This window comes from Corynebacterium tuberculostearicum, from assembly GCF_013408445.1.
Lineage (GTDB): Bacteria > Actinomycetota > Actinomycetes > Mycobacteriales > Mycobacteriaceae > Corynebacterium > Corynebacterium tuberculostearicum.
Genome location: NZ_JACBZL010000001.1, coordinates 1,315,564 through 1,339,333 on the forward strand (window position 1 = coordinate 1,315,564; position 23,770 = coordinate 1,339,333).

16 protein-coding genes, 5 tRNA genes and 3 rRNA genes are annotated in these 23,770 nt (G+C 56.8%); 5 read left to right on the forward strand and 19 right to left on the reverse strand.

The window, feature by feature from the left end; all coding sequences use genetic code 11:
• Positions 1 to 9: 9 nt before the first annotated feature.
• The 7 genes from BJ985_RS06250 to ramA form a co-directional block, all read right to left on the reverse strand.
• Positions 10 to 747 (reverse strand): hypothetical protein, encoded by a 738-nt coding sequence (locus BJ985_RS06250; protein ID WP_236587114.1) that lies wholly within the window; start codon positions 745 to 747, stop codon positions 10 to 12.
• A 156-nt stretch (positions 748 to 903) separates the two neighbouring features.
• A protein-coding gene (locus BJ985_RS06255; RefSeq protein ID WP_100067808.1) for an IS3 family transposase occupies positions 904 to 2,096 on the reverse strand; the annotation gives its coding sequence in 2 pieces (ribosomal slippage) (positions 904 to 1,817 and positions 1,817 to 2,096; 1,194 coding nt in all).
• Between the two features lie 331 nt (positions 2,097 to 2,427).
• Positions 2,428 to 2,545 (reverse strand): 5S ribosomal RNA (gene rrf, locus BJ985_RS06260).
• 135 nt (positions 2,546 to 2,680) lie between these two features.
• Positions 2,681 to 5,750 (reverse strand): 23S ribosomal RNA (locus BJ985_RS06265).
• A gap of 450 nt (positions 5,751 to 6,200) precedes the next feature.
• Positions 6,201 to 7,718, reverse strand: a 16S ribosomal RNA gene (locus BJ985_RS06270).
• Together the 16S, 23S and 5S rRNA genes form the textbook arrangement of a ribosomal RNA operon.
• A 598-nt stretch (positions 7,719 to 8,316) precedes the next feature.
• Entirely contained in the window at positions 8,317 to 9,585 is a 1,269-nt protein-coding gene (murA, locus tag BJ985_RS06275; protein WP_005325837.1) for a UDP-N-acetylglucosamine 1-carboxyvinyltransferase, read from the reverse strand.
• 21 nt (positions 9,586 to 9,606) lie between these two features.
• On the reverse strand, positions 9,607 to 10,446 hold the full coding sequence (ramA, locus tag BJ985_RS06280; RefSeq protein ID WP_005325834.1) for an acetate metabolism transcriptional regulator RamA: 840 nt from the start codon (positions 10,444 to 10,446) through the stop codon (positions 9,607 to 9,609).
• A 264-nt stretch (positions 10,447 to 10,710) separates the two neighbouring features.
• Between ramA and cysK the strand changes: the two genes are divergently transcribed.
• Both cysK and epsC read left to right on the forward strand, forming a co-directional pair.
• Positions 10,711 to 11,646, forward strand: coding sequence for a cysteine synthase A (cysK, locus tag BJ985_RS06285; protein ID WP_005325832.1), 936 nt, complete (start codon positions 10,711 to 10,713; stop codon positions 11,644 to 11,646).
• 70 nt (positions 11,647 to 11,716) lie between these two features.
• Complete coding sequence (gene epsC, locus BJ985_RS06290) at positions 11,717 to 12,280, forward strand: serine O-acetyltransferase EpsC (RefSeq protein ID WP_179386942.1); 564 nt, start codon at positions 11,717 to 11,719, stop codon at positions 12,278 to 12,280.
• Positions 12,281 to 12,319: 39 nt separating this feature from the next.
• Here epsC and BJ985_RS06295 read toward each other — a convergent pair whose 3' ends face one another.
• The 6 genes from BJ985_RS06295 to BJ985_RS06320 form a co-directional block, all read right to left on the reverse strand.
• Positions 12,320 to 12,610 (reverse strand): GNAT family N-acetyltransferase, encoded by a 291-nt coding sequence (locus BJ985_RS06295; RefSeq protein WP_179386943.1) that lies wholly within the window; start codon positions 12,608 to 12,610, stop codon positions 12,320 to 12,322.
• A 48-nt stretch (positions 12,611 to 12,658) separates the two neighbouring features.
• A tRNA-Phe gene (locus tag BJ985_RS06300) sits at positions 12,659 to 12,731 on the reverse strand.
• A 19-nt stretch (positions 12,732 to 12,750) separates the two neighbouring features.
• Positions 12,751 to 12,824: transfer RNA gene (locus BJ985_RS06305), tRNA-Asp, on the reverse strand.
• 128 nt (positions 12,825 to 12,952) lie between these two features.
• Positions 12,953 to 14,836: a vWA domain-containing protein gene (locus BJ985_RS06310; protein ID WP_179386944.1), complete on the reverse strand. Its 1,884-nt coding sequence runs from the start codon at positions 14,834 to 14,836 to the stop codon at positions 12,953 to 12,955.
• A gap of 321 nt (positions 14,837 to 15,157) precedes the next feature.
• A tRNA-Asp gene (locus BJ985_RS06315) sits at positions 15,158 to 15,231 on the reverse strand.
• A 50-nt stretch (positions 15,232 to 15,281) separates the two neighbouring features.
• Positions 15,282 to 15,354 (reverse strand) — tRNA-Glu (locus BJ985_RS06320).
• Positions 15,355 to 15,436: 82 nt separating this feature from the next.
• Between BJ985_RS06320 and BJ985_RS06325 the strand changes: the two genes are divergently transcribed.
• Entirely contained in the window at positions 15,437 to 15,769 is a 333-nt protein-coding gene (locus BJ985_RS06325; RefSeq protein ID WP_218840695.1) for a metal-sensitive transcriptional regulator, read from the forward strand.
• Between the two features lie 31 nt (positions 15,770 to 15,800).
• Here the strand turns inward: BJ985_RS06325 and BJ985_RS06330 are convergent.
• A tRNA-Lys gene (locus BJ985_RS06330) sits at positions 15,801 to 15,873 on the reverse strand.
• A 108-nt stretch (positions 15,874 to 15,981) separates the two neighbouring features.
• The gene (scpC, locus tag BJ985_RS06335) at positions 15,982 to 17,484 is read right to left on the reverse strand and encodes a succinyl-CoA:acetate CoA-transferase ScpC (protein WP_179386945.1); all 1,503 of its coding nucleotides are present in this window, start codon (positions 17,482 to 17,484) and stop codon (positions 15,982 to 15,984) included.
• A gap of 191 nt (positions 17,485 to 17,675) precedes the next feature.
• Here scpC and dusB point away from each other — a divergent pair, with 191 nt between their 5' ends.
• Together dusB and phoU are read left to right on the forward strand one after the other, a co-directional pair.
• Positions 17,676 to 18,821 (forward strand): tRNA dihydrouridine synthase DusB, encoded by a 1,146-nt coding sequence (dusB, locus tag BJ985_RS06340; RefSeq protein WP_179386946.1) that lies wholly within the window; start codon positions 17,676 to 17,678, stop codon positions 18,819 to 18,821.
• A 101-nt stretch (positions 18,822 to 18,922) separates the two neighbouring features.
• Positions 18,923 to 19,651, forward strand: a complete 729-nt coding sequence (gene phoU / locus BJ985_RS06345; protein WP_179386947.1) for a phosphate signaling complex protein PhoU — start codon at positions 18,923 to 18,925, stop codon at positions 19,649 to 19,651.
• 78 nt (positions 19,652 to 19,729) lie between these two features.
• Here phoU and pstB read toward each other — a convergent pair whose 3' ends face one another.
• The 4 genes from pstB to pstS all read right to left on the reverse strand — a co-directional run bounded on the left by pstB (position 19,730) and on the right by pstS (position 23,756).
• On the reverse strand, positions 19,730 to 20,503 hold the full coding sequence (gene pstB / locus BJ985_RS06350; protein WP_005325820.1) for a phosphate ABC transporter ATP-binding protein PstB: 774 nt from the start codon (positions 20,501 to 20,503) through the stop codon (positions 19,730 to 19,732).
• A gap of 51 nt (positions 20,504 to 20,554) precedes the next feature.
• The gene (gene pstA, locus BJ985_RS06355; RefSeq protein ID WP_179386948.1) at positions 20,555 to 21,469 is read right to left on the reverse strand and encodes a phosphate ABC transporter permease PstA; all 915 of its coding nucleotides are present in this window, start codon (positions 21,467 to 21,469) and stop codon (positions 20,555 to 20,557) included.
• Between the two features lie 14 nt (positions 21,470 to 21,483).
• Positions 21,484 to 22,530, reverse strand: a complete 1,047-nt coding sequence (gene pstC / locus BJ985_RS06360) for a phosphate ABC transporter permease subunit PstC (protein ID WP_049378494.1) — start codon at positions 22,528 to 22,530, stop codon at positions 21,484 to 21,486.
• Between the two features lie 122 nt (positions 22,531 to 22,652).
• Positions 22,653 to 23,756, reverse strand: coding sequence for a phosphate ABC transporter substrate-binding protein PstS (pstS, locus tag BJ985_RS06365; RefSeq protein ID WP_179386949.1), 1,104 nt, complete (start codon positions 23,754 to 23,756; stop codon positions 22,653 to 22,655).
• Positions 23,757 to 23,770 lie beyond the last annotated feature (14 nt).

Below are 23,770 nucleotides of genomic sequence, written 5' to 3' on the forward strand. Positions count from 1 at the left end.
GTAGCCCCACTACGTGTCCACGATTTGCGGGCAACCCCAGAGTGCTTGTGCTGCGGTGGTGGTGGTCTGGTTGGTGTAGGCGTCGATGTGGCGGGCGATGATGGTGGCGGTGGCACTATCGCAGGTCAAAGATAGTGTGGTGGTGTTATCCGGGTTGTAGTTGATGCGCAGACGCGGTTCGGGTTGTTGTTCTTTGTCTTCGGGGCGCAGGTGGGTGTCGATGAAGGTGCGAATGAAGCGGCGAAGGTCGGCGTCGGTGGGGACTGTTTGGTTGGGTGTGGTGGGGGTCAGAAAGTCTGCGAGTGCGGCGTCGATGGCTTCGAGGTGGTCTGGGTTGTCTTCTAGGCGGGTGAGTTCGCGGTCGATGATGCGCAGTTTGGTCAGGTCTAGGATCCAGTGGAGGCCTTGTACTTCGGTGACTAGCGGTAATTGGCGCATGCGGAAGTGGGCACGGATGTATCCGAGGAGCTTCGAGTAGGAGATGCCGAGGTCTTTAGCCAGGCTAGTAAGGCTTAGATCAACGTCTTCGTCTAGTTGGGGGAGAATGGCGCGGAAAAGAAACCAGGAGGTTTTACGCGTGTAGGTGCCGGCTTTACCGATGTGGTTTCCGGGTGCGTTGGTGGTGTAGAACGCTTCCGGCACATCACCATCGTCTAAGGGACCGGTATCGGGGTGGTCGCCGATGAGGAGGGTGTTTGGGTAGTCGAGGGTGGTATCTGGTTCGGGCGGGGCGAGTGTAGCAGTCATGGACGGGGCACTCCAGCAGAAAAGAACAGGATTCGTATATGCTTTCCAACAAGTGCCCTTATAGTATCGCGAGTGCCGGACATGTGGCTTTTGTGGGGGGGCATTTCTGTTCGAATAAGGGCCTGACCCCCGGAAAGTGGACACGTCGGGGGTTAGCTATGCTGCTCTAGTCAGTGTAGCTGAATTCTCGGCTTCAAAGACGTCAGGAGCTGAAAGATTGCACCAGGAGTGCCGTCGGCGTGTGTTGTAGCGCATGCACCACCGGAAGACTTCTTGGCGGCAGGAGATCGGATTGTCAAAGACTTTCCTGTCACGCAAGATTTCCCGCTTGAGCGTGGCGTTAAACGATTCTGCTAGGGCGTTATCAGCACTCGTTCCTACCGCTCCCATAGACTGGCGCACACCCAACGACGAGCAATAGTTCCTAAAGGCTTGTGAGGTGTACACGCTGCCGTGATCAGAATGGAAAATTGCCCCTTTAAGGCTTCCGCGGACTTTCCTGGCATGGGACAAAGCTTCGATAACCAGTGATACCCGCATGTGATCGGCGAGTGCATGTCCGACAAGTTTGCGCGAGTAGACGTCGATGACCGTGGCCAGGTACATGTTCTTGCCGCCCTTACACGGCAGGTACGTAATGTCGCCTACATAGACGTGGTTTGGCCTGTCAGCTGTGAATCTGCGGCCTACTAGATCTGGCATGACGCGGTGACCAGGCTTACGCCTGGTAGTGACGCATCGGCGGCGTTTGGTAAAGCCTTTAAGTCCCATGGATTTCATGATTCGTGCGACTTTCTTGTGATTTATCGGGCCAAAGCTCGTATCGGCTTTAAGGCTTGCAGCGATGCGTTTAGCACCATAAAGCCCGTATTCATCATCGAAGATGGTCTTGATTCTTGCACCAATAAGAGCATCCGAACACGTCTTTAACCTGCGTTCTTCGCGGGTTTGCACCCATTTGTAGAACGAGGAGCGATTGAGCTTTAACACCTGGCACATCCGCTTAACCGAGAATTCGGTTCGGTGGTCATAGACAAACTGGAAGCGGATCACCAGTGAGTCTCTTCGGCAAAATATTTCGCGGCCTTGCGCAGGATGTCACGTTCTTCGCGCAGCTTTGCGTTCTCTTTTTCTAACTGGCGGATCCGTTCGGAATCATTCGCTGCTTGGACCTTGTCGCGCATGCTTTTTGTGCGGGCACGTTTGCCGGTGCCGTACTTCTTGATCCAAGAATGCAGCGAGGCACGGTTGATACCGAGCTCTGCTGATGCTGAGTTCAGTGAGAGGTCCTCATTGTTTTCGTAGAGGGCCACGGCATCGCGTTTGAACTGTTCGGAGTACCTGGACATGGTGGTAGATTACCTTTCTTCCAGCCCGACTGGGCTGGATATCAGGTGTCCACCAAACAGGGGTCAGGTCCTAACCCACCCTAAACCCGCAGGGATCCCCAGAGTCACACGCCACAAGAAAGCGGGGGGTAAAAGCAAAGGTTTAGGGTTCGTTGCCTGCCACCTTCCCGCCAGGTGTGTGCAGTTCCATGGGGTCTAAAGCCATCAAGCGTGTGTGGTGAAGCACCGTCGCGTGAGGTATGTTGCCGTAGAACGCAAAAAAGGGAAGGAGACGGTGATTAACCGTTTCCTTCCCTGTTGTTTCAGTATGAAATTGTTCGTTGTTGTTTGGTGTCGGCGGTGACTTACTCTCCCACAACCTCCCGGTTGCAGTACCATCAGCGTGTGCAGGCTTAGCTTCCGGGTTCGGAATGGGACCGGGCGTTTCCCTGCAGCTATTGACCACCGACAAACATACGAAGCAAAAATACCCTTTTTGGGTGCCCTTTTGCTCTGGGTGTTGTGTCAGATACTGCATAGTGGACGCGGTCACGACAGTGACTGTTTCTTCTTCTCTTGTTGTTTTGCCAGTACACGTAGTGTGTTGGTGTTTGTTGTGGTCAATTAGTACCAGTAGCCTTCACACCTTACAGTGCTTCCAGGTCTGGCCTATCTACCCTATCGTCTTTAGGGGACCTTAACGAAACCTCATCTTAAAACAGGCTTCCCGCTTAGATGCTTTCAGCGGTTATCCCTTCCGTACGTAGCCAACCAGCGATACCCCTGGCGGGATAACTGGCACACTAGAGGTACGTCCGTCCCGGTCCTCTCGTACTAGGGACAGCTTTCTTCAAGTTTCAACGCGCGCGGCGGATAGAGACCGAACTGTCTCACGACGTTCTGAACCCAGCTCGCGTGCCGCTTTAATGGGCGAACAGCCCAACCCTTGGGACCTACTCCAGCCCCAGGATGCGACGAGCCGACATCGAGGTGCCAAACCATCCCGTCGATATGGACTCTTGGGGAAGATCAGCCTGTTATCCCCGGGGTACCTTTTATCCGTTGAGCGACACCACATCCACAAGTAGGTGCCGGATCACTAGTCCCGACTTTCGTCCCTGCTCGACATGTCTGTCTCACAGTCAAGCTCCCTTGTGCACTTACACTCACCACCTGATTGCCAACCAGGCTGAGGGAACCTTTGGGCGCCTCCGTTACATTTTGGGAGGCAACCGCCCCAGTTAAACTACCCACCAGGCACTGTCCCCAACCCAGATCATGGGCCAAGGTTAGATGCTCAATCCGATCAGAGTGGTATTTCAACAACGACTCCACCACCACTAGCGTGATAGCTTCCAAGTCTCCCACCTATCCTACACAAACCGAACCAAACACCAATACCAAGCTATAGTGAAGGTCCCGGGGTCTTTTCGTCCTGCCGCGCGTAACGAGCATCTTTACTCGTAGTGCAATTTCACCGGGCCTGTGGTTGAGACAGCAGAGAAGTCGTTACGCCATTCGTGCAGGTCGGAACTTACCCGACAAGGAATTTCGCTACCTTAGGATGGTTATAGTTACCACCGCCGTTTACTGGGGCTTAAATTCTCAGCTTCGCCAACAAAGTTGACTAACCGGTCCTCTTAACCTTCCAGCACCGGGCAGGCGTCAGTCCATATACATCAACTTAACGTCTTCGCATGGACCTGTGTTTTTGATAAACAGTCGCTTCCCTCTATTCTCTGCGACCCCACAACGCTTCCAGCCGTAAAGACCTTCACGTCGTGAGGCCCCCCTTCTCCCGAAGTTACGGGGGCATTTTGCCGAATTCCTTAACCACAGTTCACCCGAACGCCTTAGTATTTTCAACCTGACTACCTGTGTCGGTTTAGGGTACGGGCCATACACACACATCGCTAGAGGCTTTTCTCGACAGTACAGGATCACCACCATCAACCCTTGTGGGTCTACGCATCACGTCTCAACCAAATGTGTGGCGGATTTACCTACCACACGATCTGCACGCTTACACCACCAATCCAATAAGTGGCGTGGCTACCTCACTGCGTCACCCCATCACTTGAACCACACATCAGGCCCCACGACATCAGCACCACCAGTCTTCAAAGAAGACTAGCAGTGCATCCGCGGTGGTTAGTATCAGTGCTTTATCATGGGCGCGCATGTACGGGTACCAGAATATCAACTGGTTATCCATCGACTACGCCTGTCGGCCTCGCCTTAGGTCCCGACTCACCCTGGGAAGACGAACTTGACCCAGGAACCCTTAGTCATCCGGCGGATAGGATTCTCACCTATCAATTCGTTACTCATGCCTGCATTCTCACTCGCACACAGTCCACGCCTCCTTACGGTAACGCTTCAACCCATGCACGACGCTCCCCTACCCAAACAAAAAATGTTTGCCGCGGCTTCGGCGGTGTACTTGAGCCCCACTACATTGTCGGCGCAGAACCACTCGACCAGTGAGCTATTACGCACTCTTTCAAGGATGGCTGCTTCTAAGCCAACCTCCTGGCTGTCTTCGCGATCCCACATCCTTTTCCACTTAGTACACCCTTAGGGGCCTTAACCGGCGATCTGGGCTGTTTCCCTCTCGACTATGAAGCTTATCCCCCACAGTCTCACTGCCGTACAACACAATTAGTGGCATTCGGAGTTTGGCTGACATTGCTAAGATTGTAGTCCCGCTCAACCAACCAGTCGCTCTACCTCCACCAAGCTATAATACGACGCTGCACCTAAATGCATTTCGGGGAGAACCAGCTATCACGGAGTTTGATTGGCCTTTCACCCCTACCCACAGCTCATCCCCGCAGTTTTCAACCTACGTGGGTTCGCGCCTCCACAACCTCTTACAGCTGCTTCACACTGGCCATGGGTAGATCACCCCGCTTCGGGTCCAGGACATGCCACTTTGCACCCCATTAGGATTCGGTTTCCCTACGGCTACCCCACACGGGTTAACCTCGCGACATGCCGCTGACTCGCAGGCTCATTCTTCAAAAGGCACGCCATCACACACACACACGGTGCTCTGACGGATTGTAAGCACATGGTTTCAGGAACTATTTCACTCCCCTCCCGGGGTACTTTTCACCATTCCCTCACGGTACTCATACACTATCGGTCACACTGAGTATTTAGGCTTACCGGGTGGTCCCGGCAGATTCACAGCAGATTCCACGAGCCCGCTGCTACTCGGGCAACCCAACAACCCACATGCCATTGTCTTCAACTACAGGACTCTCACCTTCTCCGGCAGGCCATTCCAAACCACTTCACCTAACAACAACACACGAGCACGATGATGGTAGTCACCGTCAATTGGGGCCCACAACACCGCACACACAACCCCTACCAGGTATCACATGCACACGGTTTAGCCTCATCCACGTTCGTTCGCCACTACTAGCAGAATCATTATTATTTTCTCCTCCTACGGGTACTGAGATGTTTCACTTCCCCGCGTAAACCCCCACAACAGCTATGAATTCACTGAAGGGTAACCCCACATAACCAGGGCCAGGTTTCCCCATTCGGACATCCTCGGATCAACGCTTAATTGACAACTCCCCGAGGCTTAACGCAGCCTTTCACGTCCTTCATCGGCTCAGCATGCCAAGGCATCCACCATGCGCCCTTAATAACGAACACACAAACCACCACACACAAACATGCGGGTGGCCACACAAGTGAACTTGACAAAAAATTGATTAAAGAAAAAAGAAATCACACAAACACACACAAACAAACCACACGGCCCATTCATCTGTGTTTAATGCTCGCGTCCACTATACAGTTCTCACACAACACCCCAACCACACCCTGCCAACACGAACCGTGTCAACAAGCCTTATGGTCAGGCACAAAAAAGGGGATAATGCCCCAGACACCCAACAATGCACCAACATACAAACAACATTATTTCTTGTTCAACTGTGCATGGACAACGTGTGTCACAAAGCGCCATTCAAACACTTGGTCTTGTCTCATCAGGTGTGTGTTTCACCCGGACAATTTTCAATAATAAAAGTTGGCAGTATGACACTCGCATACTCAACCAACCAAGGGTGCAACTGCACCCGAAAAATAAAAGCTCCTTAGAAAGGAGGTGATCCACCCGCACCTTCCGGTACGGGTACCTTGTTACGACTTCGTCCCAATCGCCGATCCCACCTTCGACGGCTCCCTAACAAGTTTGGGCCACCGGCTTCGGGTGTTACCAACTTTCATGACGTGACGGGCGGTGTGTACAAGGCCCGGGAACGTATTCACCGCAGCATTGCTGATCTGCGATTACTAGCGACTCCGACTTCATGGGGTCGAGTTGCAGACCCCAATCCGAACTAAGGCCGGCTTTCAGCGATTCGCTCCACCTCACAGTGTCGCTGCGCGTTGTACCGACCATTGTAGCATGTGTGAAGCCCTGGACATAAGGGGCATGATGATTTGACGTCATCCCCACCTTCCTCCGAGTTGACCCCGGCAGTCTCTCATGAGTCCCCAACCAAATGCTGGCAACATAAGACAAGGGTTGCGCTCGTTGCGGGACTTAACCCAACATCTCACGACACGAGCTGACGACAACCATGCACCACCTGTACACCAGCCACAAAGGGAAAGACTATCTCTAGCCCGATCCGGTGTATGTCAAGCCCAGGTAAGGTTCTTCGCGTTGCATCGAATTAATCCACATGCTCCGCCGCTTGTGCGGGCCCCCGTCAATTCCTTTGAGTTTTAGCCTTGCGGCCGTACTCCCCAGGCGGGGCGCTTAATGCGTTAGCTACGGCACGAAAGTCGTGAAAAGACCCTCACACCTAGCGCCCACCGTTTACGGCATGGACTACCAGGGTATCTAATCCTGTTCGCTACCCATGCTTTCGCTCCTCAGCGTCAGTAACTGCCCAGTAACCTGCCTTCGCCATCGGTGTTCCTCCTGATATCTGCGCATTTCACCGCTACACCAGGAATTCCAGTTACCCCTACAGTACTCAAGTTATGCCCGTATCGCCTGCACGCCCGGAGTTAAGCCCCGGAATTTCACAGACGACGCGACAAACCACCTACGAGCCCTTTACGCCCAGTAATTCCGGACAACGCTCGCACCCTACGTATTACCGCGGCTGCTGGCACGTAGTTAGCCGGTGCTTCTTATCTAGGTACCGTCACAAAAAGCTTCGTCCCTAGCGAAAGGAGTTTACAACCCGAAGGCCGTCATCCCCCACGCGGCGTCGCTGCATCAGGCTTGCGCCCATTGTGCAATATTCCCCACTGCTGCCTCCCGTAGGAGTCTGGGCCGTATCTCAGTCCCAATGTGGCCGTCCACCCTCTCAGGCCGGCTACCCGTCGCCGCCTTGGTAGGCCATTACCCCACCAACAAGCTGATAGGCCGCGAGCTCATCCTACACCGAAAAAACTTTCCAACCATCACACTAAAAATGGCTCCTATCCGGTATTAGACCCAGTTTCCCAGGCTTATCCCGAAGTGCAGGGCAGATCACCCACGTGTTACTCACCCGTTCGCCACTCGAGTACCCTGCAAGCAGGGCCTTTCCGTTCGACTTGCATGTGTTAAGCACGCCGCCAGCGTTCGTCCTGAGCCAGGATCAAACTCTCCACAAAAAAAATTTCAGAACAAATCCGAAACAGGCCGTGAAAAGCCCGAAACCCAACAAAAGAACAAACCACCACAAACCACAAAAGCCTGTGCTGGCGTCCAAAAAATTACTACAAAGAAAAAATACAGTTCCCTCAACCCGACGGGGTCAAAAATAAGGAAACCAAAAAAGTTGAACACAATCACATGCCAACCAATCCATCTCAATGCAGCCGAAACACCAAACAGCATTCAAATAGGTACGCGTTTCACATACCCAACCGGCACACACCAACCAACAAACCACCTAGGTCTATTGGCAGACAAACCAATCAACACACAACCATGCACACAAAAAATAAAAAGTACATTGGCACACTATTGAGTTCTCAAACATCATCCACACACCACAAAAAATTAACCTACCGTTAACCTCTCGTTGGCGGCTCGTACAAACTTACTCAACTCAATGAACCCTGTCAAATCCTTGAACCAAGTCCGCACGAAATTCGCTCAAAAGTAACCTCCCGGCTACCTCGCGGCGACTTGGATTAATGTAGTCCAACCCCTCCAACAATGACAAATCCCCAGCACACGACGGAAAACGGTGTGCTGGGGGCGTCGTTAAAAGAGCTCTTCTTCTTGAGTTCTTTCAATTGTGGCGCCGAGGCGCTGCAGGTTTTCTACAAAGTTGGGGTATCCGCGGTCGATGTGGAAAACATCGTGGACCGTAGTGGTCTCATCCGCGCACAGTGCAGAAAGTACAAGACCCGCACCCGCACGAATATCGGAACTCCACACGTGAGTAGAAGAGAGTCGTTCTTTACCGCGGACTACTACATGGTGACCGTCAACCTGGGCGTCGGCACCCAAGCGCAGCATTTCATCCACAAAGCGGAAGCGGGATTCAAAGACATTCTCCGTAATGACGGTCGTTCCGTCCGCAATGGCAGAGATACCAATAGCCATCGGCTGCAGGTCGGTGGGGAATCCCGGAAATGGCAGGGTCTGGTAGTCCACAGCCTGTGGTCGCTGATCCATGCGCACGCGGAAACCATTCTCATAGGTCTCTAGTTCCGCGCCGGCGGACTTCAGCTTTTCTAGCGGCAAGTGCAGGTGGCGCGGGGAAATTCCACCCACGGTGATATCGCCCTGGGTCATAGCGGCGGCATACGCCCAAGTGCCGGCCACAATTCGGTCACCAATAACCTCATGCTGGGTGGGCTGCAGCTTATCGACGCCGCGGATGGTCACCACCGAGCTTCCCTCGCCCTCGATATCGGCGCCCATGGACTTGAGCATGGTGCACAGATCGACGATTTCCGGCTCGCGAGCCGCGTTATGGAGAACGGTTTCCCCTTCGGCGAGGACCGCAGCGGTAAGAATATTTTCGGTTGCGCCTACGGACGGGAAGTCCAGGCGGATATTCGCACCTCGCAGGTGCGTAGCCTCTGCCACGACGGCACCGTGTTCAATACGGGTGGTGGCGCCGAGCTTTTCTAGGCCGGTTTGGTGCATATCGAGCGGGCGGGAGCCAATTGCGTCACCACCAGGCAACGCTACCTTCGCGTGGCCACAGCGGGAGGTCAAAGGCCCGAGCACGCAGACGGATGCGCGGAATTGGCGGACCGCGTCAAAATCCGCGTTGGATTGCGGCTGTGCAGGGGTAGTAATCCGAACCTCAGAGCCTTCGATGACTACCTCGCAGCCGAGCCCCTCGAGAACCTTCTTCATGAGGGGGACGTCCAGAATTTCTGGGCAGTTCGTCAGCGTCGTAGTGCCCTCCGCCAGCAAGGATGCGGCCATGAGCTTCAAGACGCTATTTTTCGCGCCATCTACTTTAACGGTGCCCTCAAGGCGAGCACCGCCGGAAACAATAAACTGATCTTTCACAACTGCCTACGCTACCGGTTCTTAAGGCAACGCGCCGATACGGCGTGCGGCATTGACCGCTTCGTAGCGGGTGTGCGCACCGAGTTTGCGCATTACCGAGCGCAGATAAGACTTCACGGTTTCTGCGCCGATTCCCATTTCCTCGGCCGCTTCTACGTTGGTGTGGCCTAGGGCCACACAAGAGAGAACGTCGAGTTCGCGGGCGGAGAGCTTGGTGGATTGCTTCACGCGCACCGGCGAGACCATCTGGTCACACAGCGTCTCTAGCTCCTTGCGCAGTTCTTCGTCTTCTACGCGGTTGGCCAGCATGCGCAGCTTGGAGTGAGTGGAACGGACCTGTTCCCACTCGGCACCGTTCATGACGTGGCCGCGGGCCGCTCCGCCCTTGGACCCATCGGCACGTCGCATGGCGGAATTAACGGCCAGGTCTTGCTCGAGGGTGCGCGCGGTCATCGTCACTTCTTCGATGACCTTGTCACCCAAACGAACTGGGGAGTGCACGCCTACGTAGAGGACGCCGCGAATTTCGCGCTGCACCGTAACGGGCACGGCCACGATGGAGTGCAGGCCCTCATCTTGGATTACGCGGTCGTTCTCGTGCGAAATGGTGGTGGCACGAGTGTAATCGGATACACCTACCGCGCGGCGAGTGCTAACCACTCGCCCACCTACACCGACGCCAGAGTCAATGATCAGATTCTGCAGCGCTGGGGTGCGTAGCCCCACCCACTGTGTGATCTGCAGGCGATTATCGGGCAGCAGCGTGGCGTACATCGTCACCGGAATACCTGTAGCGGTCTTCAGGGACGACAGGGCCGCGCGTACGGATTCTTCATCATCTTTGAGGCGATGCGACTCCATGAGACTCTTTCCTCGTCGGGGGTAACCAAGCAGGTGTACCCGTCCTCCCCCGGGAATTTGGGGACCAGCGGGCAACTGAGTGGAAGTATAGACAGCATGTGGGGGTAATTCGAAATCGCCCTCGGCTTATCCGGCGCTGCAATCCCACATGAAATGCCCGAATACTCAGTCTAGAATTTATATACTAACTGGTCTACTTGTGTAGTGTACGCTTGCGTTGTACGCGATTTGAACCCAAATCTGATTCCCAAAGGAGTCCACAGAATGGCTGTCTACAACAACATCATGGAAACCATCGGCGGCACCCCGCTGGTCCGCCTGAACCGTATCACCGAGGGCAAGGGCGCTACCGTGCTTGCCAAGGTTGAATCCTTTAACCCGGCTAACTCCGTGAAGGACCGCATCGGCAAGGCCATCGTTGCAGCAGCCGAGAAGTCCGGCCAGCTCAAGCCAGGCGGCACCATCGTGGAGGCCACCTCCGGCAACACCGGCATCGCCCTAGCCCTGGCTGGCGCCACCTTGGGCTACAAGGTCATCCTGACCATGCCAGAGACCATGTCCAATGAGCGCAAGGTGCTGCTGCGTGCCTACGGCGCAGAAATCGTACTAACCCCGGGCGCTGCGGGCATGCAGGGCGCCGTCGACAAGGCGAATGAAATTGTCGCCGAGACCGATAACGCCATCCTTGCCGCACAGTTTGCTAACGAGGCGAACCCGAAGATTCACGAGGAAACCACCGGCCCGGAGATTTGGGAAGACGCCGAGGGCAAGGTTGACGCCTTCGTTGCTGGCGTAGGCACCGGCGGCACCGTTACCGGTGTGGGTCGCTTCCTGAAGTCCAAGAACCCAGACCTGCACCTGGCTGCGGTCGAGCCGTCCGACTCCCCTGTCCTGTCTGAAGGCCACGCTGGCCCGCACAAGATCCAGGGGATCGGCGCTAACTTCGTTCCTGAGGTACTTGACCGCGAGCTTCTTGACGAAGTCTTTACCGCCACCACCGAGGAGTCCATCAAGGCATCCCGCGACCTGGCTACCCAGGAAGGCCTGCTGGTTGGCATCTCCGCCGGCGCCAACGTTTCCGCAGCCCTGAAGCTGGCGGAGCGCCCAGAGTTCGAGGGCAAGACCATCGTGGTTGTCCTGCCGGACTTCGGTGAGCGCTACGTCTCCACCATCCTTTTCGAGGACATCCGCGAAGCTTAAATTACTTCGCTTGAATAAAAGCACCCGCCAACCTTGGCGGGTGCCTTTTTTATGCCAGTACTATGTGGGCATGAACATTATGAGCTACATCCGTGAAGACTTAGCAAATGCAAGAGATCACGATCCGGCCGCACGTGGCGACATCGAAAATGCAGTAGTGTACTCCGGCCTCCACGCGGTGTGGTCTCACCGCATTTCGCACTGGATGTGGAAGCGCGGGCTGCGCGGGCCTGCGCGCATCTTGGCGCAGATTAACCGCTTCTTTACCGGCGTGGAGATCCACCCTGGCGCCACAATCGGCCGCCGCTTCTTTATTGACCATGGCATGGGCATCGTCATTGGTGAAACCGCAGAGATTGGCGATGGCGTCATGCTCTACCATGGCGTCACCCTCGGCGGCCAGGTGCTCACCCAGACCAAGCGCCACCCCACCATCGAAGACAATGTCACCATCGGTGCGGGCGCCAAGGTGCTCGGCCCCATTACGATCGGTGAAGGTTCGGCCATTGGCGCCAATGCCGTGGTGACGAAGGATGTTCCCGCCGAACATATCGCGGTGGGCATTCCGGCCAAGAACCGTCCGCGCAACCCGAATGAGCGCATCAAACTGGTCGATCCCGACTACTACATCTAAATTCTTTCCCAGCGGCTCACAGGCAACTGCGGGCCGCTTTTATATGCCTTCTGAGCGCAGCAGGTCGCGGTATTCGGGATTCTTTTCTATAAAGTGCGCCACTGCCGAGCAGGAAGCAATGACTTGCTTGCCGACGCCCCGGACGTCGTCAAGCGCTGCCTTAATCAGCGGCGCGGACAAACCTTGGCCACGGAAAGCATCTTTAATGACCGTGTGGTTGAACTCGCGGGTCGTGCCGGCGTCTACGTAGTAGCATGCACCCGCCTCGACGCCGTCCACGGTAAGGACGTAGCGGGACTTTTCGGTCTGGTGTGCAATAGCGTGTTCCATGTGCCCATACTAAGCAAAAATGGCCCCTCTTTCGAGGAGCCATTATTGTGGCCAGAGCCAGGATCGAACTGGCGACCCCACACTTTTCAGGCGTGTGCTCTACCGACTGAGCTATCTGGCCAGAAACCCGAAGGTTTCCGCGACCCTGACGGGACTTGAACCCGCGACCTCCGCCGTGACAGGGCGGCGCGCTAACCAACTGCGCCACAGGGCCATATTCTATCGTTATTGTGCTCTCGGGCACGAATAGATACTCTACACAACGGCCCTAAAATCACACAAATCACCATGTCACTGCCCCTTTCCAGGACGGTGACATGGTGAAGAACTTAGACGTACGTACTATTTGCGGCGAACGAGCAGGAATCCGCCCGCAGCGCCCACCGCGATAAGGAGAACGACTCCAGCACCGATGAGCATGCCTTTGAGGTTACTGCCACCAGCAGAGTCCTCACCGGCCTGTGCGACATCAGCATCGGCGGACTGCTTCTCTGCATTGTCACCTTCCTTGGGCGCATCCTCGGCCGTGGTCGCCTCAGAGGCCTTAGCTAGGTTGATGGGGGTATCGGAAGGCTCGGCACCTGGCTCAAAATTCGGTGTGAACTCGGGACCGTCCATCGGCTCACCGTCGAGCTCCACCTTGAACGAGTAGCCCTGGTCCATGCCCGACGTAGAATCCAGCGTGCTATTACTCACGCTCTTTGCGAATACGAGATAATACGTGCCGGGGAGCGTCAGGGGTCCATCGATGTACTCGGTACGGTTGGCCCATTGCACGGCGGAATCGCCGGCGCTGCGCTCCACTTTTTCTTCGCTTCCCACGTAGATATCCCCTTGCGCGAGCACGCTGGCACGCGTGGGGTTATAAAAATCCCAATTCAAGTCGTAGCTCGCGTGCTCCGCGACCGTCTTGCGCCCCTGCACAGTCACGACCGGGCGCTTGCCGTAGGGCACATCAAACTTATAGAAGCGATATTCGCCATCAACGATGGCGTCGTTATAGGTCTCCCCCGGCGTCACGGCTGCCGCGGAGTCGAAGGTAGCGCCGCCGGCCACAGGTGCGCCCTCCTCAATCTGCGTGACCTCAGGGAGCTCACGAGACGCATACGGCTTCTTTTCGTCGCCAGCGAACGCGCCAGCCTTGACGTACTGCACGTTGACCTCAACGTCGAGCTCGACATCCTGGTTGATCTGGTCGGAGCTGGACGTGTCAGAGAAGTGCAGCGTTGTCACGATGTCCCAATCGTCCATCTTGATACAACGATCTTCCTCGTCCTCGGGCTGCTTTTCGTTTTGCACCAGCACGCTGGCGGAATAGGGCGGCCTGTAACGGCCGCCGCGCGTCGAGAGTGGGCTCGACTGTACCGTGGTTGCGTAGTCCTCACAGTTGGGCGCAGGGTTTTCAGCCTCGACCGTGGAGCTGAAGTCCGAGGTTTTCTTACCCTCCGCGTTCTGCTCTGGGATAGCAAAGACCGTGACATACGCGTTGTAGCCCTCAGGCACGGAAAGCTTGGTGTAGAACGGGCGATCCTCGCCCTCGTTCTTACCCATACGGGGCAGGACCTTCGTGTGGTAGGTGCCCTCCCCGAGATACTTGGCATTGTCAGGATCATCGGCGAACTCGAACGGGGTACCCTTTGCCTCGTACATGTTGACAGAACGCAGCGTGAGGAACTCCATGTTCTGCGCAAGCTCAGCAGCATTCGCCGCAGCGAGCGACTGGCCGCCCGTTGCCTCAGCGACGCAATCCAGCTCAGACTGCGCCTTCTCGTCAACCTGGAATCCGATGGTGTGAACCGTGAGCCCCACGCCGTCAGCAGCAAGCTCCTTGGCCACGTCGCACACCGGCGGCGGCGCGCAGGTGTCGATGCCGTCCGAGACGAGCACGATGGAGTTGTCGCCCTCGCCGCCGGCAGCCTTGAGCTGTTCCGCGGCCTTCTTCAGCGAGTTTCCGATGGGAGTGTAGCCCTTGGGTTCCAAAGCATTAAAGCTGTCTTTCAGCCCGGCCTTGTCGATCCTCCCGACCGGCGACAGTACGGAAATATCCTGGCAACCACGATCTTTATTATCCGGCGCATTCGACTCCTTGGAGCCATACGCGACGGCGCCGACAAGGGCGCTGTCCGGAAGCTTATCGACGAGCTGGTTCGTCGCGTCCTTGGCCGCCTGCATTTTCGATGGGCCGCCCTCGCTTTCTGGATCCGCCATGGAGAACGAGGCGTCCATAACAAGCGCCACCTTGGACTGTTTATCGCTCGTCGGTCCCAAGTCTGAACTCGGCGCTGTAGACGAAGCTGTCGTGGACGATTCCGCGGACTGCGCGGCTGCGAACGGGACCGCCAGCAAACTGAGGAAAATTATTGAAAGAACTGCGCCCCACGTGCGAGGCGAGAAATGTGATGTAGACATCTAACCTAGCCCTTGTAAAGAGAAGAGTGATTCAATACACAAACGTACCGGGGATGTCTAAAGGTCGCACCTGGAGCAGAAAAGAAAACACTCGGTCCTTACTTAAAACCAGCAAGGACCGAGTGCGTCGCAAAAATGCGACCCTGACGGGACTTGAACCCGCGACCTCCGCCGTGACAGGGCGGCGCGCTAACCAACTGCGCCACAGGGCCATATTGAATTGTGGCCTTAAAAAAGACCGGTATGAAGCGAAAGAGCTTCGTACCCCCAACGGGATTCGAACCCGTGCCGCTGCCGTGAAAGGGCAGTGTCCTAGGCCGCTAGACGATGGGGGCCCGTCGCGCTAAGGCGACCTCTAGAAATATACTGGAGACCTCACCTAGTTACAAAATCGCTCCCCCAGAAAGATTAAGAACCATGCCTGACCAGCATCAAACGTGCTCCTGCCACGAGCCACACGTGCACGGATATAACGCAGATTCAAAGAGTAAGGATCGCTACCTTGCACGGCTTAAACGTATTGAAGGTCAAACACGCGGCATCCACCGTATGATCGAAGAGGACCAATATTGCATCGACATCATTACCCAGATTTCGGCGGTGAAGTCGGCGCTGGAGAATGTCTCACTGGCGCTCCTAGAAGACCATATTGAGCACTGTGTGGCTGGTGCCGCCGCCGAGGACGGTGAGGTAGCCACCGAGAAGCTAGAAGAGGCCATGCGCGCCATTAAGAAGATGGTCAAAAACTAAAAGGAGCCACCCAAAAAGGTGGCTCCAGTTGTGGGCCCTGTGGGGATCGAACCCACGACCTGCGGATTAAAAGTCCGTAGCTCTACCAACTGAGCTAAAGGCCCAACGCCGCTACATTTTAGCGTGCGGTATTTGCAAAGTCCTAATCAGGGGGCGTCGGCAAGCGAAAGGCGCCCAGCTCGCCGCTGAGCGCCTGCCGGGGCGTGGCTAGACTAGCCTCGCATATCGCCCTTCTCCATGAAGCGAACCTGGAAGTCAAAGGCGGTCTTCAGGTCGTGCGGAGTGTGCTGGAACTTGTTTTCCTTGGCACGGTTGAAGTATTCCTCGAGCAACGGACGGTAATCCGGATGTGCCACGGAGATGACCTTCTCCACGCGTTCCTTCGGCGCCAGGCCGCGGAGGTCGGCCACGCCGTACTCGGTAATGATAACCATGGTGTCGTGCTCGGTGTGGTCCGTGTGGGACACGAACGGAACCAACGCAGAAATCGCGCCATCCTTGGCCACCGACGGGGAAACGAAGGTGGAGATATAAGCGTTGCGAGTGAAGTCACCCGAGCCGCCGGTGCCGTTCATAATGCGGGAGCCGGAGACGTTAGTGGAGTTGATGTTGCCGTAGATATCGGCCTCAATCATGCCGTTGGAGGAAATCAGGCCGACGCGGCGGATGACCTCTGGGTGGTTGGAGACCTGCTGCGGGCGCAGGATGATGTGCTTGCGGTAGCGCTCTGCCTCCTCATTCATCTTCTCCGCGTAGTCCGGGGACAGCGCGAAGGAGGTGGCGGAAGCCATGGTCATCTTGCCTGCATCGATGAGGTCGAGCATGCCGTCCTGAATGACCTCGGTATAGGCCTGAATATTCTCAAACTTGGAATCCAGCAGGCCGGCCATCACAGCGTTGGGGACGTTGCCCACGCCGGATTGCATGATGAACTTGTCATACTCAAGGCGACCAGCGGCGACCTCACCCTCGAGGAACTCAATGAAGTTGGCGGCGATCTTCTCGGAAATCTCGTCCGGTTCCTTGAATGGTGCGTTGCGGTCCGGAGCATCGGTCTTCACCACTGCAACAACCTTGTCCTCCGGCACCTCCATGTAGGTGGTACCGATGCGGTCGCCCGGCTTAGTGATAGGGATTGGCTGGCGGTTAGGCAGCTTTTCAATGCGGTAGATATCGTGCATGCCCTCGAGGTTGATGGACTGCCACTCATTGATCTCAATGATGATCTTATCCGCAGCCTCGATGAACTCGAGGTTATTGCCCACTGCGGAGGACGGCACCACGTGGCCTTCTTCGGTAATGCGCACGGCCTCAATAATGGCTACCTGGAAGTCACCGTAGAAGCCCTCTTCTACCTGCTGGCCCGAGTGAGACAGGTGGATATCCTGATAAAGCGCGGTGCCATCATTGAACTGCTTACGCAGGGTGGGATCGGAGTTATAAGGAGAGCGGAAGCGAATCGCCTCGGCTTCCGCCAGAACGCCATCGCAGTCCGGGGCGGTGGACGCGCCGGAGAAGACGTCGATCTTAAATTCCTCGCCCTTTTCATGGAGAGCCTTGGCCTTCTCTGCAATGGCGGTGGGCAGACCCTTGGGGTAGCCAGCACCGGTGAAGCCAGAAATGCCCACGCGGTCACCGTGGTTGACGTGCTGAGCAGCCTCTTCTGCAGAAACCACGAGCTTCTCGAATGGGGCGTACGCGATTCTCTCGGACAAGGGTAATCCTCCTTCATTAAGGGGCCAGCCAAAATAACGGCCGTTCTAATTAGTTACACAGCCCACATTAGCGAATCTTTGCAAGATTTCCACCACTTTTATGTGACCTCTACCCCATAAAGCAAAAATAGGGTACGTCGCCACTGTGGGCCCGGTTGCTATTTTCCCCCGTTAACTAGCACAATTGGGGCGTGAATTTGCGCATTGGACACTACGATCTCTCCTCCCCCGTCATCCTCGCCCCGATGGCGGGGGTAACCAACGTTGCCTTCCGCACGTTGTGCCGAGAGCAGGAGCTGCAACGCACCGGCACGGTGTCGGGCCTCTATGTCTGCGAGATGGTCACCGCCCGTGCACTGGTAGAGCGCAATGAAAAGACGCTGCACATGACCACCTTTGCGCCGCAGGAGGATCCCCGTTCCTTACAGATCTATACGGTGGATCCGGAATATACGTATAAAGCCGCAAAGATGATCGTCGACGAAAACCTGGCGGACCACATCGATATGAACTTTGGTTGCCCGGTTCCCAAGGTGACCCGCCGCGGCGGCGGTTCCGCGCTGCCTTATAAACGACGCCTCTTTGGCAATATCGTCTCCGCCGCGGTCAAGGCCACAGAGGGCACCAATATCCCGGTCACGGTAAAAATGCGCGTGGGCATTGACGACGAGCACCATACGCATCTCGACGCCGGGCGCATCGCCGTCGAGTCCGGTGCCGCCGCCGTTACCCTGCACGGCCGCACCGCCGCTCAGCGCTACTCCGGCGAGGCACGATGGGACGAAATCGCCCGCCTCAAAGAGCATCTGGCAGATACCGGCGTGCCAGTGCTGGGCAATGGCGATATCTTCCGCGCCGAGGATGCCCGCCGCATGATGGAACAAACCGGCTGCGACGGCGTGCAGGTAGGCCGCGGCTGCCTTGGCCGCCCGTGGCTTTTTGCTGAGCTCGGCGCCGCACTGCGCGGCGAATCCATCCCGGCAGAGCCCACCCTGGGCGAGGTCACCCAGGTAATCCTCCGCCACGCGGAGCTGCTGGCCGAGCACGATGGTGAGGACAATGCTTCCCGCGATATCCGCAAGCACATCGGTTGGTACCTGCGCGGTTTCCCGGTCGGTGGCCAGGTCCGAGCGGGCTTAGCCAAGGTCAATTCCCTCGATGCCTTGCGTGAGCTCCTTGCACCTTGGGCAGACTCCGATGCCCTGGCTGCCGACGCCGACGGAGCCCGCGGCCGCCAGGGCTCCCCATCCAAGGTGGCTTTGCCGGATGGTTGGCTCGACGATCCAGAAGACGACTGCGTTCCGGTTGCCGCTGACATTATGAACTCCGGCGGATAACCTAACAAAGGTATAAGAGCAGCTAGGGGCACACAGGAAGCTTTCATTTATGCTCCACTTAAGTTGCGCAAGCCCCGAAATTTTTCGCTATTATCTTTGGCATGCGTGCCGCTTACAGGGAACACCTAGACAATTTCTCCCACGACCTCATCGTGATGTGCGATACCGTTCGCGACATCATGGATAAGGCCTCCTTGGCGCTGCTGCAAGGCGCCTTGGACTCCGCGGAAGATGCCCTCACCATGGCTGAGGAGCTAGATGAGATCCGCGCTCGGTGCTCTGAGCGTGCTGTAAAACTCTTGGCCCTGGAAAACCCCATGGCACAGGATCTCCGCCAGGTTGTCTCCTCCATCTATATCGTGGAGGATCTCTACCGGATGGGCCGGCTTTCCCAGCACATCGCGGACTCCGCGCGCCGCCGCCACCCTGACACCGTGGTACCGGCGAATTACATCGGCTACTTCGAGGAAATGTACCGTCTCACTGAAGAAATGGGGTCGGTCCTGCACGATATCCTCGTCACCCCTGATGCGGATTTGTCCGTCAACCTCCGTGCCGACGATGATGCGGTGGATGATATCAACTCCCATATTCTGCGCATCCTGACTCAGCGCGAATGGGAAGGCAGCGTGCGTGAAGCAGTTGAGACCTCACAAATTACGCGTTACTACGAGCGCTATGCGGACCACTGCGTCTCCGTGGCCGGCCACATCATCTATCTGACCACGGGTCTTTTGCCCAATGCCTATGCCAAGAAGCTAGAAGAGGACAAAAAGGACGCCGACTTCGAAGCACGGATGGCAGATCTCGAGCGTCAATTCCGCCGTTAGACGGATTTAAGCACCAAAGAAGGGGGGCCGGTTCTTTCGAACCGGCCCCCCCTTCTCTCGGACAATCTCTCTTACTCTTTAGCCAAAGCGTCCAGAGATGTAATCCTCGGTCTCCTTCTGGGAAGGATTCTCGAAGATCTTGGTGGTGTCGTCGAACTCCACCAGGTGGCCCGGCTTGCCGGTTGCTTCTAGGGAGAAGAAGCCGGTCTTATCGGACACGCGGGCTGCCTGCTGCATGTTGTGGGTCACGATGACGATGGTGAAGTTTTCCTTCAGCTCGTGGATGAGGTCCTCCACAGCGAGGGTGGAAATCGGGTCCAGTGCGGAGCAAGGCTCGTCCATGAGTAGCACCTCTGGCTCCACGGCGATAGCGCGGGCGATGCACAGACGCTGCTGCTGACCACCGGAGAGGCCGCCGCCTGGCTTGTCCAGGCGGTCCTTAACCTCGTCCCACAAGTTGGCGCCGCGCAGGGATTTCTCCGCGACTTCCTTGAGCTTCTTCTTGTTCTTTTCACCGGACAGCTTCAGGCCTGCCACGACGTTGTCCTCGATGGACATCGTGGGGAACGGGTTAGCCTTCTGGAAGACCATGCCGATGGTGTTGCGTACGGATACCGGGTCGACCTTCGGTCCGTAAATATTGGTGCCATCGAGCAGGATTTCGCCCTTCACGTAGGCGCCGGGGATGACCTCGTGCATGCGGTTGATGGTGCGCAGCACGGTGGACTTACCACAGCCGGAAGGGCCGATGAATGCGGTCACGGCCTGGGCCGGAATCTGCATATTCACGTTCTGCACGGCGTGGAAGTCGCCGTAAAAAATGTTCACGTCATTGAGCGCGAGCTTAGACATTTGGGAGTTTCTCCTCTAGCAAGTGTTTGGCGGAATCGAGTGGTACGGCGTTTACTTCTTAACCGAGAACTTCGCGGAAACGATGCGGGCCGCAATGTTGAGGACGGCGATGAGGATAACCAGCGTCAACGCTGCTCCCCAGAGCTTGTCCAGTACGGCGGGCTGTGCGCCGGCCTTGTACATATCCAGCATCATCAGTGGGAGCGAGGACTGAGAGCCCTTGAAGGCGTCCCAGTTGATGACGGAGGAGGAACCAACCAAGACCAGCACCGGCGAGGACTCACCCATCACGCGGGCAATCGCCAGCATGATGCCGGTGACGATGCCGGACAGGGCGGTAGGCAGAACGATGCGGGCGATGGTCTTCCACTTCGGAACGCCGAGTGCGTAGGATGCCTCACGCAGATCCATTGGGACCACGCGTAGCATCTCTTCGGTATTGCGCACCACGATCGGAATCATCAGCAGCACCAGGGACAGCGCCACGGCGAAGCCGGAGCGGCCGAAGCCGAACAGGGTGATCCACATGGCGAAGATAAACAGGGCAGCAACGATGGAAGGCACACCGGACAGGATGTCCACCATGAAGGTGGTGATGCGGCCGAGCCAGCCGCCCTTGGAGTACTCCACCAAGTAGATGGCGGTAAAGATACCGATCGGGATAGAGATAATGGAGGCCAGAATGGTCTGGACGAAGGTACCAACGATGGCGTGAGCGGCACCGCCGCCGGCAGAGCTATTCATGATGCCGCGCTGGGAGGCGGTCCACCACTCAGGGTTGAGGATGACGCCACTGCCGCGGGCGATGAGTTCCCACAGAACCCACACCAGCGGAATCATGGCCAGAATCATTGCGCCCCAGACCACCGCGGTGGCGATGTTATTGGTCATCTTGCGGGAGCCGGAGATATCCAGGAAGGTCGCGCCGCCTTGGGAGGCAGGCTTGGCATTAGTAGTCGTAGTCATTGATCCTCCCCTCCTTACTTATTCTTCACGATGGCGCGGGCAATTGCGTTGACCACGAAGGTCAGCAAGAACAGCATGAGGCCGGCGGCGATGTAGGCACCAGCGCGCATCTCGTTACCGAACTCGGCAGATGCCAGGGCGATGGCCGTGGCGAAGGTCGTGCCGCCGTCGAAAAGCGAGAAGCGGAAGTCAATCAGCGGGGAGACAACCATGTACAGCGCCATGGTCTCACCCAGTGCACGGCCCAGGCCGAGCATGGAGCCGGCGATGTAGCCGGACATACCGAATGGCAGAACGGTCATGCGGATAACTTCCCAGCGGGTAGCGCCCAGAGCCAGGGCGGATTCCACCTGGCCCGGAGGGGTCTGCACGAAGACCTCGCGCGCGGTAGCAGCGATGATCGGCAGAATCATCACGGCAAGCACGATGCCACCGGTAAACAGGTTGCGGCCGGTTGCAAACGACGGCGAGTTATCGAAGACGTGGAACAGGAAGAAGCCACCCGCCCAGGATTCCATCCAGGAGTAGAAACCGGACAGTGCCGGGCCAAGAACCTGCCAACCCCACAGGCCGTAGACGATGGACGGAACTGCAGCGAGCATGTCCACGAGGAAGCCGAGCGGCTTAACCAAGCGGGCAGGCGCGTAGTTGGACAGGAAGATGGCGATGGCTAGGGCCACCGGCATAGCCAGCAGAAGGGCGAAGACGGAGATGAGAACGGTGGTACCGAACATGGTCGGGATACCGAACTTCATCGCAGAGGTATCGGTGGTCTCCCATCGTCCGCCATAGGTGAAGAAGCCCATGATGCCGCCGTCGTTAACGCCTAGGGCGGGAACCGCACGCCACAGCAGGAAGGCGGCAATGGCGGCAATCATAACGGTGATGAGGGTTGCCGAAGCAGTGGACAGGAATTCAAAGACACGGTCGCCTGGGCGCTTAACGCCGCTATTGGAGCTGGTGGTAGCTACCTCGTCGTGTCCGCTGTTGGAGACTCGCTCGGCAGAGGTGGCGTTTGCATCCGTCTGCTCTGGAGCCGTGGTGAGATTATTGTCTGCCATGAGACTGTTAATCCTTTTCAGCGTTAAGAATGGAAAATATCGTTACATACCTGCGCCCCCAAAGCGCGAATCGTGTGCGGCAGTGGGGGCGGGGAGGTATTAAGCTATTGCAGCTTTAGCGCTTACTGCAGAGCGTCAACAGCAGCCTTCAGCTTGTCCAGGTGTGCACCCTCAACCGGGATGAATCCCTGCTCAGCCAGCTGGTCATCCTGGTGATCCAGGACGGTGGTGAAGAAGGACTTGACCAGCTTGGAGGTCTCCTCATCGTAGCCCTTGGAGCAGACGATGTTGTAGGTGGTCAGAATGAGCGGGTATGCACCCTCGTTGTCGGAGGAGAACAGTGCCTCGGAGTCAACAACCATGTTGTGCTCGGAGTCGGTCTTCTTGAACTCCAGGTTCTCCAGAGCCTTGTTGACGGACTCGGTGGACAGCTCAACCGGGCCGTGGCCGAAGTCGATCTTGGCCTTCTTGACGCCCTCGCCTTCCTTCTGGTCTGCGAAGCCAGCCTCGACGTAGGTGATAGCACCATCGATGCTTGCAACCTGGTCAGCAACGCCGGAGGAGCCGTTAGCACCCTCACCAACAGAGTCTGGGAACTGCTTGCCCTCGGAGTCCCAGTCACCGGTAGCGGCCTTCAGGAACTTCTGGAAGTTTGCGGAGGTACCGGACTCGTCAGAACGGAAGATGACGGTGATGTCCTTGTCCGGCAGGTCAGTGCCCTCGTTATCAGCAGCGATGGCCTTGTCGTTCCACTTCTTGATTTCGCCCTTGAAGATCTTGCCCAGGGTCTTGGTGGAGAGGTTAATCTCGGTGTCACCCAGGTTGTAGGCGATTGCAACCGGACCGATGGTGGTTGGCAGGTGCCATGCCTCGTTGCCATCGCAACGCTTAGCAGCAGCCTCGACCTCACCCTCGTCTTCCTTCAGAGCGGAGTCAGAACCAGCGAAGTCAGCCTGGCCATTGGTGAAGGCCTCAACGCCGGCGCCGGAACCGGAAGCGTTGTAGGACAGGGAAGCGTCTGGGTGATCCTCGGAGAACGCGGTCTGGAAGTAGGACATTGCGTTCTGCTGGGAGGATGCGCCGTCACCGACGAGCTCGCCGGAGACGTCCTCGCCGCCAGCGGAATCGGAGGAGGAGCCAGACTCCTCAGAGCAAGCTACGAGAGCGGTGGAGGTTGCGGCTACGATGCCGAAGATTGCGGCAGTGCGCTTGAAGTTGCGAATCACGGGAAAACCCTTTC

Excerpts from the sequence above, each read along its gene's own strand:
- BJ985_RS06250 (WP_236587114.1), bottom strand. The coding sequence starts at position 747 with ATGACTGCTACACTCGCCCCGCCCGAACCAGATACCACCCTCGACTAC.
- ramA (WP_005325834.1), bottom strand. The coding sequence starts at position 10,446 with ATGGAGTCGCATCGCCTCAAAGATGATGAAGAATCCGTACGCGCGGCC.
- cysK (WP_005325832.1), top strand. The coding sequence starts at position 10,711 with ATGGCTGTCTACAACAACATCATGGAAACCATCGGCGGCACCCCGCTG.
- epsC (WP_179386942.1), top strand. The coding sequence starts at position 11,717 with ATGAACATTATGAGCTACATCCGTGAAGACTTAGCAAATGCAAGAGAT.
- BJ985_RS06295 (WP_179386943.1), bottom strand. The coding sequence starts at position 12,610 with ATGGAACACGCTATTGCACACCAGACCGAAAAGTCCCGCTACGTCCTT.
- BJ985_RS06310 (WP_179386944.1), bottom strand. The coding sequence starts at position 14,836 with ATGGACGCCTCGTTCTCCATGGCGGATCCAGAAAGCGAGGGCGGCCCA.
- BJ985_RS06325 (WP_218840695.1), top strand. The coding sequence starts at position 15,437 with ATGCCTGACCAGCATCAAACGTGCTCCTGCCACGAGCCACACGTGCAC.
- phoU (WP_179386947.1), top strand. The coding sequence starts at position 18,923 with ATGCGTGCCGCTTACAGGGAACACCTAGACAATTTCTCCCACGACCTC.
- pstB (WP_005325820.1), bottom strand. The coding sequence starts at position 20,503 with ATGTCTAAGCTCGCGCTCAATGACGTGAACATTTTTTACGGCGACTTC.
- pstA (WP_179386948.1), bottom strand. The coding sequence starts at position 21,469 with ATGACTACGACTACTAATGCCAAGCCTGCCTCCCAAGGCGGCGCGACC.
- pstC (WP_049378494.1), bottom strand. The coding sequence starts at position 22,530 with ATGGCAGACAATAATCTCACCACGGCTCCAGAGCAGACGGATGCAAAC.